Here is a 13718-nt window from a genome sequence, read left to right on the forward strand (position 1 = left end):
GATTTGGCCGCTGTAGGACAGCCGTTTCAGCCCAGCGCCCGCATGACCAGCGTGGCAGCCAGCGTCAGCATCGTCGCCCCGACCACCGCATCCAGCACCCGCCAGGCCGCCGGGCGGGCGAACAGCGGGATCAGCAGCCGCGCACCGTAGCCCAGCGCCGAGAACCACAGCACGCTGGCACTGGCCGCACCGACGACGAACACCGGCCGCAGCGCCAGCGGCTGGGCTGCCCCCGCCGCGCCCATCAGCAGCACCGTGTCGATGTAGACATGCGGGTTGAGGAACGTGAAACCCGCGGTCGCCGCCAGCGCGCGGCCCAGCGTGACGGTCCCGCCGCCCGTGACTTCGACCGACCCCGGCGCGGCCATGCGGCGAAGCGCGGCGACCCCGTACCAGCCGAGGAATCCGGCGCCGCCCAGCGACAGCGCCATGGTCAGTTGCGGCAGGGCCGCGAGGAAGGCGCCCACCCCGGCGACACCCGCCGCGATCAGGATCGAATCCGCCACCGCGCAGAACAGCACGACCGCGCCGACATGCTCTCGCCGCAGCCCCTGGCGCAGCACGAACAGGTTCTGGGCACCGATGGCGACGATCAGCGCCGCCGAAAGCGCGAAGCCGGAAAGAAAGGCGGTGCCGGTCATCGTCGTGCCGGGCCCTTGCGGGAAGCCGGTGCACCGGCACGCAGGCCGGACCACAGCGAGACGAGCGAGGCGCAGACCACGCCGAGCGCAAGGCAGAGGGGGAAAATGATGGTGTCCATGCGCAAAGCCTCTACCGCCGGGCGGTGAAACAATAAAACTTGATCGCCTAAGGTCGATGAAGCATTGCTTCATCATGCTCGATTATCCGGCTCTGGCGGCGGTTTCCGCGGTGGTGCGTGAAGGCTCGTTCGAACGGGCCGCCGACGCGCTTGGCATCACGCCCTCGGCGGTGTCGCAGCGCGTGCGCGGCCTTGAGGAACGGCTGGGCACGGTGCTGGTCGTGCGCGCCCAGCCTTGCGAACCGACCGAAACCGGACGTGCCCTGTGCGCCCATTTCGATCAGGTGCGGCTGCTCGAGGCCGACCTTGCCCCGCACCTCACCCCCCAATTGCGCAAGGGTGAGGCACCGCTGACGCTGAAGGTCGCGGTCAATTCGGACAGCCTGACCACCTGGTTTCCCGATGCCGCCGCCCTGTTCGTGGAATCGAGCGGCACCCTGCTCGACCTGATCGTCGATGACGAGGCGCATACCGCAGACCGCCTGCGCTCGGGCGAAGTGGCCGCCGTCATCACCTCCGACCCGGAACCGATCCAGGGCTGCTCGACGATCGAACTCGGCGCCCTGCGTTACCGCGCCTGTGCCTCGCCGGATTTCTTTGCGCGCCATTTTGCCGGCGGCGTCGATTCCCGCTCGCTGGCCGCCGCCCCGACCTTGCGTTACGATCGCCGCGACGCGGTACAGGCCCGCTGGGCGGCCGAATTCCACGCAGTGAAGCTCTCGGCGCCGACGCACTGGGTACCCTCCACGCAGGGCTTCCTCGATTTCACGGCAAGGGGCATCGGCTGGGGCATGCACCCCGAACCGCTTGCCCTGCCGCATATCGCCTCGGGCCGGCTCAAGGAACTGCCGCCGGGCGAAGCGCTCGAAGTCAGCCTCTACTGGACCGTCACGCGGCTTCAGGCCGGTGCGCTGCGCGCCCTGACCGATGCAGTGCGCAAGGCCTCCGGCGCAGTGCTGCAAAAGCCGCGCCACCAGAGATCAGCATCGCTCTAGCGCGAAAACCAGTCCTTCGCGGAAATGCCGAGCAGCAGCACCGCTCCCATCAGGCTGATGAAGAACAGCGCCGTCCAGGGCATGAAGCCGACCCGGTCGAGATCGCGGCGCTTCATGCGGCGATGGTCGCCGATCCAGGCGATGGCAGCCACAAACGCGCAGACGGAACCCGCGATGGCCATGACAAGGTCGGTGTCGATCATGGCGCAGCCCCTTGCCTCGTCGTGACAGGAAGATAAAGCCCTCCCTTGTGAACGCATCGCCCGCCATGCCCGCCCGGCCCCTCACGCCGTCACGCGATCGCCCGATGCTCGCCATCGGCTTGCGCCTGCTGGCGATGGTCATGCTCTCGACGATGTTCATGCTGATCCGGCTGGCCGGGCAGAACGGCGTCTCGGCGCCGGAAATGGTGTTCTGGCGCCAGGCCATGGCGGTGCCGCTGATCGCCGGCTGGCTGCTCGCGACCGGACGCATCGGCGTCCTCAAGACGCAGCGCCTGCGCAGTCACGCGATGCGCGCGACCACCGGCACCGTGGGCCTCGTGTGCAACGTCACCGCCGCGATGCTGCTGCCCCTGCCCGTGGGCACGACGCTGGGCTTCACCGCGCCGCTGTTTGCCGTGCTGATCACCGCGCTGGTGCTGCGCGAACATGTCGGGCCCTGGCGCTGGACGGCCGTGGTGCTGGGCTTCGTGGGCGTGCTGCTGATCACCCGGCCGGGCGAACAGGCGGTGCCGCTGGCCGGTCTGGCGGCAGGGCTTGGCGCCGGCGTGGTCGTCTCGATCGTCAGTTTCCAGATCCGCGACCTTGCCCGCACCGAGGCGCCGATCGCCTGCGTGTTCTGGTTCTCGTTCTTCGGCGCCCTTTTTGCCGCCGTGCTGCTGCCATTCTACGGCCAGTTCCATGCGCCGCATGTCTGGGCGCTGCTGGTCGCGGTGGGGCTGGCGGGCACGCTGGCGCAATTGCTGATCACTGCCGCCCTGCGCTACGGCGCGGTGGCGAGCGTGGTGGTGATGGATTACAGCGCCCTGATCTGGGCGACCCTCTACGAATTGACGATCTTCGGCGCCTTGCCGCCCTCGTCGATCTGGGCGGGCGCGCCGCTCATCATCCTGGCCGGGCTCATCATCACCTGGCGCGAACACACCCTGGCCAAGCGCATCGCGCCGACGTCCGCGCTCGACGAAGGTGCGACCGAAGAGATCGCCGCCTGAATTTCTCGAAGGAACCTGCGCCGCCATCACGCGTTGCTCTGAGCGATCCCGGCCATGCGCCGGAAGAGCCCGAAAGGAACGCATTATGGTCAGGAAAATCGTACTCGCCCTGGTGGCCGGCGGCATCGTGATGTCGGCCTCGGCCTGCAACACCGTCAAGGGCGCGGGCCGTGACATCGAATCGGTGGGTCAGGCCGGCGACGACGCGATCCACAAGTAAGCCGAGCGGCAGCGCCTCCCCTCTTTCGCTATTCTTCGCCATCGCATAGCGGCAGGCAATCCCGGCCAATCCTGGCCGCGGAGCAATAAGGGTAGCGAAAAGATGGTGAGGAAGCTGGTCCTGGTTGCCGTGAGTACCGGTCTCGTGCTGGGCCTGGCCGCCTGCAACACCGTACGCGGTGTCGGGCAGGACCTGGAATCGGCGGCGAACTCGGTCGACCGCGCGATGTGAGGAACACGGCCTGCCGGGTCATCCCGGCAGGCCGTTCCCGTGTTTCAGCTGTCGGTGACGTGCGCCGCCACCATGGCGCGGGCGCGCTGCCAGAGCACCAGCCGGCTCACCAGCACCACCCCAAGGGCAAAGCCCAGCATTGCGTCGGTCACCAGCATGGCGGTTGCCGCCGGATGCCCGGACCCGATCGCCATGCCGCCTGGCAGCACCAGCTTGCGCACCATCACGACGCCGACGATCAGCAGCAGTGCGAGCGGCGACTGGCGCACCATCACGCGGGCATCCCCGCCCTCACCCTCGACATGAAGCCGCATCAGGCGTGAACGCTGCATGCCGATGCCGCCGCCGACGACGAACCCTGCGGCGAGGCTGGCCCACCCCGGCGGCGTCGGCATCATCGCGCTGAGCGCGAAGCAGACCACTGCCGTCACGATCAGCGGCATGATCCACAGCAGGGGGAGCCGGAGCGGGCGGGCCTTTTCCAGATTGCGGAAACGCCAGAGCATCACCGCGCCGAAAATCGCCAGCGGCACCCATGCCGCCATGCCGTTACCGGTTCCCCCCATATGCCTCAGCTGCCTCCGAACTCGCTCAGCGCAGGCGTGCCCGGCTCACCCGGGGTGCCCTGCCATACGAGCACAGGCTTGCGCGCGGCGAGCGTTTCGTCAAGCCGGCGGCGCGGCGCGAAGTGCGGCGCGCTGTGCAGGCTCTGGTCGCCGTCCTTGGCGCGCTGGGCGAGGCTGCGCAGCGAAGCGATGAAGCGATCGAGGCCCGCCTTGCTTTCGGTCTCGGTCGGCTCGACCAGCATCGCGCCCTTGACCACCAGCGGGAAGTAGACCGTCATCGGGTGGAAGCCCTCGTCGATCAGACCCTTGGCGATGTCGAGCGTCGAGAAGCCCTCGGCCAGCCCTGCATCGCTGAACAGCGCCTCGTGCATGCACGGGCCGCTCTTGGCGAAGGGCGCCGGCAGCAGGTCCTCGCACGAACGCAGCACGTAGTTGGCGTTGAGCACCGCATCCTCGGCAACCTGGCGCAGGCCGTCGGCGCCGTGGCTGAGGATGTAGGTCAGCGCGCGGGTGAACATGCCCATCTGGCCATGGAAGGCGACCATGCGGCCGAAGGCCTGATCGTGGCCCTCGCCCCGGTTCTCTTCCTCGACGAGGTGGATGCGGCCATCGTCACCGCGGCTGACGAAGGGCAGCGGCGCGAAGGGCGCCAGCGCTTCGGACAGCACGACCGGCCCTGCACCGGGACCGCCACCGCCGTGCGGGGTGGAGAAGGTCTTGTGCAGGTTGATGTGCATGGCATCGACGCCGAGGTCGCCCGGGCGCACCTTGCCGACGATGGCGTTGAAGTTCGCGCCGTCGCAGTAGACGTAGCCGCCGGCGGCGTGAACCGCGTCGCCAATCGCCTTCATCTCCGGCTCAAACAGGCCGCAGGTGTTGGGGTTGGTGATCATCACCCCGGCCACGTTGGGCCCGAGCTTCGCCTTCAGCGCCTCGACATCGACGCGGCCTTCCGGGGTTGCCGGGATCGACTGCACCTTGAAGCCGGCGAAGGCGGCCGTCGCCGGGTTGGTGCCGTGGGCGCTCTCGGGCACCAGCACCACGTCGCGCTTCTCGCCGCGCGCGTCGAGCGCGGCGCGGATGCAGAGGAGGCCGCAAAGCTCGCCGTGGGCCCCTGCCTTCGGGCTCATTGCCACCGAGGCCATGCCGGTCAGCGTGATCAGCCAGTCGGCCAGCTGCTCGATCACCTCGAGCGCGCCCTCGACCGTCTTCTGCGGCTGGAGCGGGTGAACGTCGGCAAAGCCCGGCAGGCGGGCCATCTTCTCGTTGAGGCGCGGGTTGTGCTTCATCGTGCACGAACCGAGCGGGAACGGCCCGAGGTCGATCGCGTAGTTCTGGCGCGAGAGGCGCGTGTAGTGGCGCACCGCTTCCGGCTCGGTCAGGCCCGGAAGCGCCGGAGCCGCCTTGCGCAGGAACTTCGAAAGACCCGCCGCTGCCGGACGCGCCAGCGTGTCGAGATCGACGCCGCACTTGGCGGACGAGCCGAGTTCGAAGCTCAGCGCCTCTTCCAGCATCAGACCATAGTCGCCCGAGGCGGTCTTGAAGGCCCCGCCTTCGCCAGCTTCACCCATCTGAGGGCGCCAGCCGCTTGCGTTTACCGCGTTCATGCCAGCACTCCTTCAAGCTCACGGGCAAAGGTTTCGATATCCTCGTCGGTCACGGTCTCGGTCGCCGCCACCAGCAGGCCCCTGTGCAGATCGCTGTCCTCGGGGAACAGGCGGCCGAGCGAGACGCCGCCCAGCACCTTGCGGTCGGCAAGGTCACGGACCACTTCGCGGGCATCGCGCGGAAGCACCACGGTCGCCTCGTTGAAGTAGGCCTGGTTCAGCACCGTCACGCCCGGCACCTTGGCCAGACGCTCGATCAGGGTCTGTGCCTTGTCGTGGTTCACGGCGGCCAGCTGGGCCAGCCCTTCACCGCCCAGCAGGGTCAGGTGAATGCTGAAAGCCAGCGCGCAAAGCCCTGAATTCGTGCAGATGTTGCTGGTCGCCTTCTCGCGGCGGATGTGCTGTTCGCGGGTCGAGAGCGTCAGCACGAAGCCGCGCTTGCCCTCGGCGTCCACGGTCTGGCCGCACAGGCGGCCGGGCATCTGGCGCACGAACTTCTCGCGGCAGCCGAACAGGCCCAGGTACGGACCGCCGAACTGCAGGCCGACGCCGAGCGACTGGCCTTCGCCCACAACGATGTCGGCGCCGAGATTGCCCGGTGCCTCGATCATGCCCAGCGCCACCGGCTCGGTGACGACGGCGATCAGCAGCGCGCCCTTGGCGTGCGCGGCCTCGGCAATCGCGGCGAGATCGGGGATGCGGCCCATCACGTCCGGGTATTGGACGACGACGCAGGAGGTCTTGTCGTCGATCGCGGCGATCACGGCGGCGTCATCGGCCTCGGCCACCAGTTCGGGCTTGAGGCTGACGATCTCGTCCTCGGTGAACTTGGCCATCGTGCGCACGACTTCGGCGTAGTGCGGGTGCAGACCGCTCGACAGCACGGCGCGGACCTTGCGGGTCACGCGGCTGGCCATCAGGATCGCTTCCCAGCACGCGGTCGAACCGTCGTACATCGAGGCATTGGCGATGTCGGTGCCGAACAGGCGCGCGACCTGCGTCTGGAACTCGAACAGCACCTGCAGCGTGCCCTGCGCGATTTCCGGCTGGTAGGGCGTGTAGGCGGTCAGGAACTCGCCGCGCTGGATCAGGTGATCGACCGAGGCGGGAACGTGGTGGCGATAGGCGCCGGCGCCGATGAAGAACGGCGCCGTTCCGGCCGAGAGGTTCTTGGCCGCGAGCGCCGACATGTGGCGTTCGACCGCCATTTCGCTGGCGTGGGCAGGCAGGCCTTCGATCGGGCCGGACAGGCGGGCTTCGGCGGGCACGTCGACGAAAAGATCGTCGACGCTGGCGGCGCCGATGACGCCGAGCATCTCGGCACGGTCGGCCGGAGTCAGGGGAAGGTAGCGCATGGGGTTTCCTGCATGATTGTCCTCCCCGGCACGGGGAGGTGGCAGCCTGAAAGGCTGACGGAGGGGATTGGCGGCCTAGCGCAAGCGTTGCGCCCAGCGGCGAGTCCCCTCCACCGTCCTGCGGACGGTCCCCCTCCCCGTTCCGGGGAGGACTGGACGTCAGAGGCTTGCGACATAGTCCTTGTAAGCCGCTTCATCCATCAGCGCTTCCAGTTCCGAAGCGTCCGACAGAGTGATGCGGAACAGCCAGCCGCCGACTTCGGCGTCGGTGTTCACCAGTTCCGGCTGATCGGCCAGAACGTCGTTGGCTTCGGCGATGGTGCCGGAAACCGGGGTGTAGACGTCCGAAGCGGCCTTCACCGAGTCCACGACGGCAACCGAATCGCCCTTTTCGAAGGTCGCGCCTTCGGCCGGCAGGTCGACGAAGGTGATGTCGCCAAGCTGGCCCTGTGCGTAATCGGTGATGCCCACGGTGCCGAGGTCACCCTCGATTTCGATCCACTCGTGTTCCTGCGAGAAATAACGGGTCATGGGAGAGTTCCTCAGCGGTGATAGCGATTAGGGACGAAGGGCATGGCTGCGACGGTCGCGCCCAGCTTCTTGCCCCGGATGTCGATGGAAAGGGCCGTGCCGTCCGCAGCAAGCGCCGCGTCGACATAGGCCATGGCAATGGGATGCTGCAGCGAAGGCGAGAAACCGCCTGAAGTGACGATGCCAACTTCCTGTTCACCATGGAAAACCTTGGCGCCTTCGCGCGCGGCCTGACGGCCTTCAAGTTTCAGGCCGATGCGCTTCTGGGCCGTGCCCTCGGCAAAATCGCGCTGGACACGCTCGGCACCCGGGAAACCGCCTTCGAGGCGGCGGCGCTTGTTGACGCCGAAAGCAAGACCGGCTTCGACCGGGCCGCGCTCCGGGTCCATGTCGTGGCCATAGAGCGGCAGGCCGGCTTCGAGACGCAGCGAATCGCGCGCGCCAAGGCCGATCGGCTTCACTTCTGACTGGGCCAGCAGCAGGTCCGCCACCTCGGCAGCGGCATCGCCGGGGATCGAGATCTCGAAGCCGTCCTCGCCGGTATAGCCCGAGCGGCTGATCCAGGCCTCGACGCCGCCCAGGGTGAAGCGGCCGCTCTTCATGAAAGTAAGCGCGGCCACACCCGGCGCCAGGCGCTCGAGCGCGTCGACCGCCTTGGGCCCCTGCAGCGCCAGCAGCGCGCGGTCATCGAGGTGGTTGAGCGTCACGTCCTCGGGCAGCAGCTCGTGGAAGGTGGCGATGTCGTCCCACTTGGTGGCGCCGTTGACGACGACGTAGAAGCCGTCTTCCTGGCGGGTGACCATGAGATCGTCGAGCACGCCGCCGTTCTCGTCGAGCAGCAGCGAATAGCGCACCGAGGCGAGCTTGAGCGTCGAAAGGTCGATCGGCAGCGCCGCTTCGAGCGCGGCGTCGACACCCTCGCCCGAGATGAACAGCTGGCCCATGTGGCTGACGTCGAACAGGCCGGCGCTCTCACGCGTCCACAGGTGTTCGGCCATGATCCCTTCGTACTGAACGGGCATCATGTAACCGGCGAATTCGACCATGCGGCCGCCGTGATCACGGTGCCAGCCATCCAGCGGCAGCAGCATCGGCGCCAGTTCTTCGGGTTCCTGATCGGAATCGGAAATCGGGTATTCGCTCAAGACATGACTCCGCACAGTTCGGCACACCATTCCAGGTGCCCCCTCTGTCACGGAAACCTGAGAGCTTCCCTTGGCGCGCCCATGACAGGCAGGCCAAAGTTACACCGTCGGCGGCCTCATTCCAAAGGAATGAGACACTTTCCAGAGTCTCGCTATCGACGCTGCGCGGTCCTTTTGCCTGAGAGATTCCGGGGCGGTTGCTCCTTCGGCGCCCGCTTCATCCCAAGTGCGGCGCAAGCCGCGCATGCGAATCGGCAGGTCTCTCCCGCGCTGTCAGCGATGCCTTGTCCCTTGGGTGAGGCGTGCGTTTGTGTCAACGCCGCTTGCGCTGCAGTGCCGCACAATTTCGCCCAGGACGCCGCCGCAATCCCCGGCCTGCCCCAGCTATCCCTGTGCCCGGCCCAGCACGCGCATCATCGCTGCGTGCTCATGAATGAAACGGCCGCGCGTCTTCTCGCCGCTCAGCGCGAGGATCACCTCGGCAAGGCGGCGTACCGTGGTCGAGCGGAATTTCGAGAACCGGCCATGCAGCACGATGGCATCCGCGAGCGGGTTCAAGACTTGCGCCAGGCTTTCCAGCGGGCGGCTCTCATGGCGCTGGCCGCGCAGCAGACCGGGGCGCAGGATGTCGAGACGGCGGAACCCCAGCTTGTGGACGGCATCCTCGACGTCGCCCTTGGTGCGCAAGTAGAGGTTGCCGCTTGCCCGGTCGGCGCCGACCGAGGAGACGAGGATGAAATGCCCGATCCCGGCGGCTCGGGCGGCATGCGCCACCTCCAGCACGAGGTCGTGATCGACCGCCCGGAACGCCTCGTCACTGCCCGCCGCCCTGCGCGTGGTGCCGAGCGCGCAGACCAGCACCTCGGCCCGGGCGGCGGCGATGAGCGCAGGCCACTGGTCGGTATCGCCCACCAGCACTTCCATCCGCGCACCTTCCGGCAAGGGCACCTCGCGCCGGGCAACGCCGACCACACGCACATCGGCACGCGCGATGCTGCCGGCGATCACCGCCTGCCCGACCAGCCCGCTCGCCCCGACGAGGCAAAGCCGCCGTACGGGCGTTCCGGCTTCAGACATTGCGCAGCCCCTCCGGCGTCGATCCGTAGATCCGCGCATGACAGGCGATGGCGTAGCGGTCGGTCATGCCGGCGATATAGTCGGCGATATGGCGGCTGCGCTGCGGCTCCTGGCGCGGCAAGCCGTCGATCCAGCTTTCCTCCATCAGCACCGGCTCCTGCGAATAGGCGGCATAGAGTTCGGCGATCACCGCCCGCGCGCGGCGCGCGGTTTCGAGCTGTTCCGGGTGGTAATAGAGCTTCTCGTACATGAAGCGCTTGAAAGCCCGTTCGCCCTCCTCGACGTCCGGCGAGAAGGTGACCAGCTGACGCCCCGCGGCGCGCACGTCGCACACGCTCTCGATGCCGACGAGGTTGGCCCTGGTCTGGGCGATCAGGTCGTTGACCATGAAGCCGATCTGGCTGCGGATGAGCTCCGCCAGTTGCCGGCTGCGCGCAACGCCCGGGAAGCGCCGCTCCACCTCGCGCCAGCGCGCGACGACGAAGGGATGCGCCAGCAGTTCGTCGAGATCGAGAAACCCCGCGCGCAGGCCATCGTCGATATCGTGGTTGTCGTAGGCGATATCGTCGGAAAGCGCCGCCACTTGCGCCTCCAGCGAGGCATAGGAGCCGAGTTCGAGGTTATAGGCTGCATCGAGTTCACCCAGCGCCCAGTTCGGCGCGGCGACCGGGCCGTTGTGCTTGGCCAGCCCTTCCAGGGTCTCCCACGTCAGGTTGAGCCCGTCATGCTCGCAATAAGGCGTCTCGATGCGCATCAGCGTGCGCAGGCAATTGGCATTGTGGTCGAACCCGCCCGCCTGGTGGAGCGCGGCGTCGAGCGCCTCCTCCCCCGCATGGCCAAACGGCGGATGACCGATATCGTGCGCCAGCGCCAGCGCCTCGCTCAGATCCTCATCGAGCCCGAGGATACGCGCGATGACACGCGCGATCTGGGCGACTTCCAGGCTGTGGGTCAAGCGCACGCGGTAATGGTCGCCGTCGGGCGCGATGAAGACCTGGGTCTTGTAGCGCAGGCGGCGGAACGCGATCGAATGGATGATGCGGTCACGATCGCGCTGATAGGCACTGCGCGGCCCGCGCGTGCCGCTGTCGTCGGTCAGGAACTCGCGCCCGCGCGTGCGAGCCGGATCAGATGCGTAAGGAGCGAGGGTCAAGCCTTGGTCTTTCCCGAAACGAGTGCATTTTCCGAGTCATCAGGTGCCATGCCGGGTGAAACGGACGACGCGCCTACCAGAGCCCGGCGAGCGGATCGTGACATGTGCCCCCGGACATTTCCTGCCGGCCCTAGGCGGCGTGGACAGATTCCGCAACGCCGCTGGCGCCGGTTGCAGGGCAACCCCTCCGGGGCTTTTGCCATCAGCTGCGGCGATCTGGAACTTGCCCAAACCGCCTAGGGCGTAAACCCATGAACGGCAACATCGAGGTTTGAGGCAAAATGGTTCAGCGTGAGGAAGGAAGCCGACGGAGGACACACCCCAGGGGTCACGCGATCACTCTGCCAGACCGGTCTTGCACAGCGCCGCCGTGGACGTGGTGACAAGGATCACCTTGCTATCGTCCACCGACTTCACTGCACGCACCCAGGCGCCGAGCGTGGGCTTGTCACCCTCCAGCTTCTGCAGCTTGGCGATCTGGATCAGGTTCAGCCGCTTCATCATGCGCTTGGTCATGCAAGTGGCGACACGGTTCGACATGCCATTTTCGATCAGGGCCGAATGGAGCCGCCAGGCCGCATAGAAATGCGCGCCGACGACCAGCACCACGACAAGACCGGCGAGCAGCAGAAATCGCTTGAGAATACGCATAGCGCGCCCTTAGCGCCTCATCGTCAATCCGCCAGCGCCTTGTTGATGTCCTCGACCATCTTCTTGGCGTCGGCCAGCAGCATCATCGTCTGGTCCATGTAGAACACGTCGTTGTCGACGCCCGCATAACCCACGCCGCCCATCGACCGTTTGACGAAGAAGATCGTCTTCGCCTTTTCCACATCGAACACCGGCATGCCATAGATCGGCGAGGTCTTGTCCGTACGCGCGGCCGGGTTCACCACGTCGTTGGCACCGATGATGAAGGCCACGTCGCACTGGGCGAACTCGCCGTTGATGTCCTCCAGCTCGAAGACCTCGTCATAGGGCACGTTGGCTTCGGCCAGCAGCACGTTCATGTGCCCGGGCATGCGCCCGGCCACCGGGTGGATCGCGTACTTCACGTTGACGCCGTGCTTCTTCAGCAGGTCCGCCATCTCGCGCAGCACATGCTGGGCCTGCGCCACCGCCATGCCGTAGCCGGGGATGATGATGACGTTCTCCGCCTCCTGCATCAGGAAAGCCGCATCTTCGGCCGATCCCCGCTTCCACGGGCGCTGTTCCTTTGCCTCGCCGCCACTGGCCCCGTTCTCGGCGCCGAACCCGCCGGCAATCACCGAGATGAAGCTGCGGTTCATTGCCCGGCACATGATATAGCTGAGGATCGCGCCGGAAGAGCCGACGAGCGCGCCGGTCACGATCATCGCCGTGTTGTGCAGCGTGAAGCCCATCGCCGCCGCCGCCCAGCCCGAATAGGAATTGAGCATCGAGACGACCACCGGCATGTCCGCCCCGCCGATCGGAATGATCAGCAGGAAGCCGATGACAAAGCTCAACGCCACGATACCCCAGAACAGATGCGGCGTATCTCCGTGGAACAGGCTGACCAGCACGATGATCGCCAGCAGCGCCGCCAGATTGATCGCGTGGCGAGCGGGCAGCAGGATCGGCGCCCCGCTCATGTTGCCGTTGAGCTTGGCAAAGGCGATGACCGAACCCGAGAACGTGATCGCGCCGATGGCGACGCCCAGCCCCATCTCGATGCGGCTGCCCTTGAGGATGTCCAGCCCGCCCGCCTCTAGGATGCCGAAGGCCGCCGGATTGTAAAAGGCCGCCACGCCCACCAGCACTGCGGCCAGGCCGACCAGCGAGTGAAACGCGGCGACAAGCTGCGGCATCGCGGTCATCTGGATCTTGCGGGCCGTGGTCAGACCGATCACCGCGCCGATGGCAATGGCGGCGAGAATTTCGGACAATGTCGCGAAATCAAACAACAACCCTGCATGCTCGATTCCCGCGGGCGTGGAAGGCGCGGTCAGCGGGACATGGGTCAGCAGCGTCGTCACCACGGCTATCGCCATCCCGGCCATGCCGTAGCGGTTGCCCCTGCGGCTGGTCGCGGGCGAGGAAAGCCCGCGCAGCGCGAGGATGAAGCAGATCCCGGCAATCAGGTAGGCGATCGCCACCCAGGGGTTCACCGCGTGGGCCTCCATCACTTCGTCTCCCTGGAGGCCGGCTTGTCCTTCTTCTTGTACATCGCCAGCATGCGCGCGGTGACGGCAAAACCGCCGAAGATGTTGATGCTGGCCAGCATGACCGCGCCCAGCCCCAGCCACTTGGACAGCGGAGAACCCGGCGCCGCGCTCGCCACCAGCGCACCGACGACAATCACCGAGGAGATCGCATTGGTCACCGCCATCAGCGGCGTATGCAGCGCCGGCGTCACCGACCAGACGACGTAATAGCCCACGAAGCAGGCCAGCACGAAGATCGAGAGGATCGAAACGAAGTCCATGCCCTTACCTGTCCTCCCCGGTACGGGGAGGGCCACCGTCCACAGGACGGTGGAGGGGATTCTCGGCCCACGCGACGATTGCCGATGCAGCCGCCGCCGCATCCGTCAAAACCCGCGAGGCCGACACCCTCAAGACCCTGAACCCGTTTTCCTTGATGAAACGATCGCGCTCTTCATCGCGCGCTGGATTGTTGCCCATGTCATGCGCGATACCGTCGACTTCGACGACAAGCCTTGGCAAGAGGCAGCAGACGTCGACGACGTAAGGCCCGATCGGATGCTGGCAGCGGAATTTCAATCCGCCCGGTCGCTGTCGCAATTCCTGCCACAGGGCGACTTCGGGCTTCGTCATTGACCGGCGCAAGTCTCGCGCCCGGCTTATGACTGGACGTGATGTAAACCGCGAATCCCCTCCGCCG

At 66.9% G+C, this 13718-nt stretch carries 18 protein-coding genes and 2 riboswitches; of the genes, 4 read left to right on the top strand and 14 right to left on the bottom strand.

The genetic code is table 11. The annotated features are described in order from the left end of the window. Window positions 1-26: 26 nt before the first annotated feature. Both OKA11_RS03000 and OKA11_RS03005 read right to left on the bottom strand, forming a co-directional pair. Complete coding sequence (locus OKA11_RS03000) at window positions 27-641, bottom strand: LysE/ArgO family amino acid transporter (protein WP_267218747.1); 615 nt, start codon at window positions 639-641, stop codon at window positions 27-29. Next, the gene (locus tag OKA11_RS03005; RefSeq protein ID WP_267218748.1) at window positions 638-760 is read right to left on the bottom strand and encodes a hypothetical protein; all 123 of its coding nucleotides are present in this window, start codon (window positions 758-760) and stop codon (window positions 638-640) included. Before OKA11_RS03005 ends, OKA11_RS03000 begins: the two co-directional genes overlap by 4 nt. 56 nt (window positions 761-816) lie before the next feature. On the opposite strand from OKA11_RS03005, the gene OKA11_RS03010 reads away from it, so the two are divergent. After that, complete coding sequence (locus OKA11_RS03010; protein ID WP_288803839.1) at window positions 817-1755, top strand: LysR family transcriptional regulator ArgP; 939 nt, start codon at window positions 817-819, stop codon at window positions 1753-1755. Here the strand turns inward: OKA11_RS03010 and OKA11_RS03015 are convergent. After that, window positions 1752-1958, bottom strand: a complete 207-nt coding sequence (locus tag OKA11_RS03015) for a hypothetical protein (protein ID WP_267218749.1) — start codon at window positions 1956-1958, stop codon at window positions 1752-1754. The two genes, OKA11_RS03010 and OKA11_RS03015, sit on opposite strands and share 4 nt — an antisense overlap. 65 nt (window positions 1959-2023) lie before the next feature. Between OKA11_RS03015 and OKA11_RS03020 the strand changes: the two genes are divergently transcribed. From OKA11_RS03020 to OKA11_RS03030, 3 genes are all read left to right on the top strand, one after another. Beyond that, window positions 2024-2968 carry a DMT family transporter gene (locus OKA11_RS03020; RefSeq protein WP_267218750.1) on the top strand — a complete coding sequence of 315 codons (945 nt, stop codon included), beginning with the start codon at window positions 2024-2026 and terminating at the stop codon, window positions 2966-2968. 85 nt (window positions 2969-3053) lie between these two features. Continuing rightward, entirely contained in the window at window positions 3054-3188 is a 135-nt protein-coding gene (locus tag OKA11_RS03025; RefSeq protein WP_142633304.1) for an entericidin A/B family lipoprotein, read from the top strand. A gap of 102 nt (window positions 3189-3290) precedes the next feature. Beyond that, window positions 3291-3419: an entericidin A/B family lipoprotein gene (locus tag OKA11_RS03030; RefSeq protein ID WP_142633302.1), complete on the top strand. Its 129-nt coding sequence runs from the start codon at window positions 3291-3293 to the stop codon at window positions 3417-3419. 44 nt (window positions 3420-3463) lie between these two features. Here OKA11_RS03030 and OKA11_RS03035 read toward each other — a convergent pair whose 3' ends face one another. The 11 genes from OKA11_RS03035 to OKA11_RS03085 form a co-directional block, all read right to left on the bottom strand. After that, window positions 3464-3985: a CcdC protein domain-containing protein gene (locus OKA11_RS03035; RefSeq protein ID WP_267218751.1), complete on the bottom strand. Its 522-nt coding sequence runs from the start codon at window positions 3983-3985 to the stop codon at window positions 3464-3466. 5 nt (window positions 3986-3990) lie between these two features. Continuing rightward, entirely contained in the window at window positions 3991-5592 is a 1602-nt protein-coding gene (gcvPB, locus tag OKA11_RS03040; RefSeq protein WP_267218752.1) for an aminomethyl-transferring glycine dehydrogenase subunit GcvPB, read from the bottom strand. Then, window positions 5589-6947, bottom strand: coding sequence for an aminomethyl-transferring glycine dehydrogenase subunit GcvPA (gcvPA, locus tag OKA11_RS03045; protein ID WP_267218753.1), 1359 nt, complete (start codon window positions 6945-6947; stop codon window positions 5589-5591). The genes gcvPB and gcvPA overlap by 4 nt, the downstream gene beginning before the upstream one ends. Window positions 6948-7106: 159 nt before the next feature. Then, on the bottom strand, window positions 7107-7478 hold the full coding sequence (gene gcvH, locus OKA11_RS03050) for a glycine cleavage system protein GcvH (RefSeq protein WP_267218754.1): 372 nt from the start codon (window positions 7476-7478) through the stop codon (window positions 7107-7109). Between the two features lie 11 nt (window positions 7479-7489). Beyond that, a complete protein-coding gene (gene gcvT / locus OKA11_RS03055; RefSeq protein WP_379489376.1) occupies window positions 7490-8623 on the bottom strand; it encodes a glycine cleavage system aminomethyltransferase GcvT in 1134 nt (377 codons plus the stop codon). 34 nt (window positions 8624-8657) lie between these two features. Continuing rightward, window positions 8658-8778: riboswitch (glycine riboswitch) on the bottom strand. A gap of 1 nt (window position 8779) precedes the next feature. Then, window positions 8780-8901: riboswitch (glycine riboswitch) on the bottom strand. 106 nt (window positions 8902-9007) lie between these two features. Continuing rightward, window positions 9008-9700, bottom strand: coding sequence for an NAD(P)H-binding protein (locus OKA11_RS03060; RefSeq protein WP_267218755.1), 693 nt, complete (start codon window positions 9698-9700; stop codon window positions 9008-9010). Next, window positions 9693-10853 (bottom strand): deoxyguanosinetriphosphate triphosphohydrolase, encoded by a 1161-nt coding sequence (locus OKA11_RS03065; RefSeq protein ID WP_267218756.1) that lies wholly within the window; start codon window positions 10851-10853, stop codon window positions 9693-9695. The genes OKA11_RS03060 and OKA11_RS03065 overlap by 8 nt, the downstream gene beginning before the upstream one ends. Before the next feature lie 336 nt (window positions 10854-11189). Beyond that, entirely contained in the window at window positions 11190-11504 is a 315-nt protein-coding gene (locus OKA11_RS03070; protein WP_267218757.1) for a hypothetical protein, read from the bottom strand. Between the two features lie 23 nt (window positions 11505-11527). Beyond that, window positions 11528-12997 carry an NAD(P)(+) transhydrogenase (Re/Si-specific) subunit beta gene (locus OKA11_RS03075; RefSeq protein WP_267218998.1) on the bottom strand — a complete coding sequence of 490 codons (1470 nt, stop codon included), beginning with the start codon at window positions 12995-12997 and terminating at the stop codon, window positions 11528-11530. Further along, entirely contained in the window at window positions 12997-13299 is a 303-nt protein-coding gene (locus tag OKA11_RS03080; RefSeq protein WP_142633283.1) for an NAD(P) transhydrogenase subunit alpha, read from the bottom strand. The genes OKA11_RS03075 and OKA11_RS03080 overlap by 1 nt, the downstream gene beginning before the upstream one ends. A gap of 4 nt (window positions 13300-13303) precedes the next feature. Next, window positions 13304-13681, bottom strand: coding sequence for an endonuclease domain-containing protein (locus tag OKA11_RS03085; protein ID WP_267218999.1), 378 nt, complete (start codon window positions 13679-13681; stop codon window positions 13304-13306). Window positions 13682-13718 lie beyond the last annotated feature (37 nt).

The organism is Novosphingobium clariflavum (assembly GCF_026420865.1).
Taxonomy (GTDB): domain Bacteria; phylum Pseudomonadota; class Alphaproteobacteria; order Sphingomonadales; family Sphingomonadaceae; genus Novosphingobium; species Novosphingobium clariflavum.

Excerpts from the sequence above, each read along its gene's own strand:
- OKA11_RS03060 (WP_267218755.1), bottom strand. The coding sequence starts at position 9,700 with ATGTCTGAAGCCGGAACGCCCGTACGGCGGCTTTGCCTCGTCGGGGCG.
- OKA11_RS03075 (WP_267218998.1), bottom strand. The coding sequence starts at position 12,997 with ATGGAGGCCCACGCGGTGAACCCCTGGGTGGCGATCGCCTACCTGATT.
- OKA11_RS03080 (WP_142633283.1), bottom strand. The coding sequence starts at position 13,299 with ATGGACTTCGTTTCGATCCTCTCGATCTTCGTGCTGGCCTGCTTCGTG.
- OKA11_RS03030 (WP_142633302.1), top strand. The coding sequence starts at position 3,291 with ATGGTGAGGAAGCTGGTCCTGGTTGCCGTGAGTACCGGTCTCGTGCTG.
- OKA11_RS03025 (WP_142633304.1), top strand. The coding sequence starts at position 3,054 with ATGGTCAGGAAAATCGTACTCGCCCTGGTGGCCGGCGGCATCGTGATG.
- OKA11_RS03000 (WP_267218747.1), bottom strand. The coding sequence starts at position 641 with ATGACCGGCACCGCCTTTCTTTCCGGCTTCGCGCTTTCGGCGGCGCTG.
- OKA11_RS03005 (WP_267218748.1), bottom strand. The coding sequence starts at position 760 with ATGGACACCATCATTTTCCCCCTCTGCCTTGCGCTCGGCGTGGTCTGC.
- gcvH (WP_267218754.1), bottom strand. The coding sequence starts at position 7,478 with ATGACCCGTTATTTCTCGCAGGAACACGAGTGGATCGAAATCGAGGGT.
- OKA11_RS03020 (WP_267218750.1), top strand. The coding sequence starts at position 2,024 with ATGCCCGCCCGGCCCCTCACGCCGTCACGCGATCGCCCGATGCTCGCC.
- OKA11_RS03015 (WP_267218749.1), bottom strand. The coding sequence starts at position 1,958 with ATGATCGACACCGACCTTGTCATGGCCATCGCGGGTTCCGTCTGCGCG.
- gcvPA (WP_267218753.1), bottom strand. The coding sequence starts at position 6,947 with ATGCGCTACCTTCCCCTGACTCCGGCCGACCGTGCCGAGATGCTCGGC.
- gcvPB (WP_267218752.1), bottom strand. The coding sequence starts at position 5,592 with ATGAACGCGGTAAACGCAAGCGGCTGGCGCCCTCAGATGGGTGAAGCT.
- OKA11_RS03010 (WP_288803839.1), top strand. The coding sequence starts at position 817 with ATGAAGCATTGCTTCATCATGCTCGATTATCCGGCTCTGGCGGCGGTT.
- OKA11_RS03070 (WP_267218757.1), bottom strand. The coding sequence starts at position 11,504 with ATGCGTATTCTCAAGCGATTTCTGCTGCTCGCCGGTCTTGTCGTGGTG.
- OKA11_RS03035 (WP_267218751.1), bottom strand. The coding sequence starts at position 3,985 with ATGGGGGGAACCGGTAACGGCATGGCGGCATGGGTGCCGCTGGCGATT.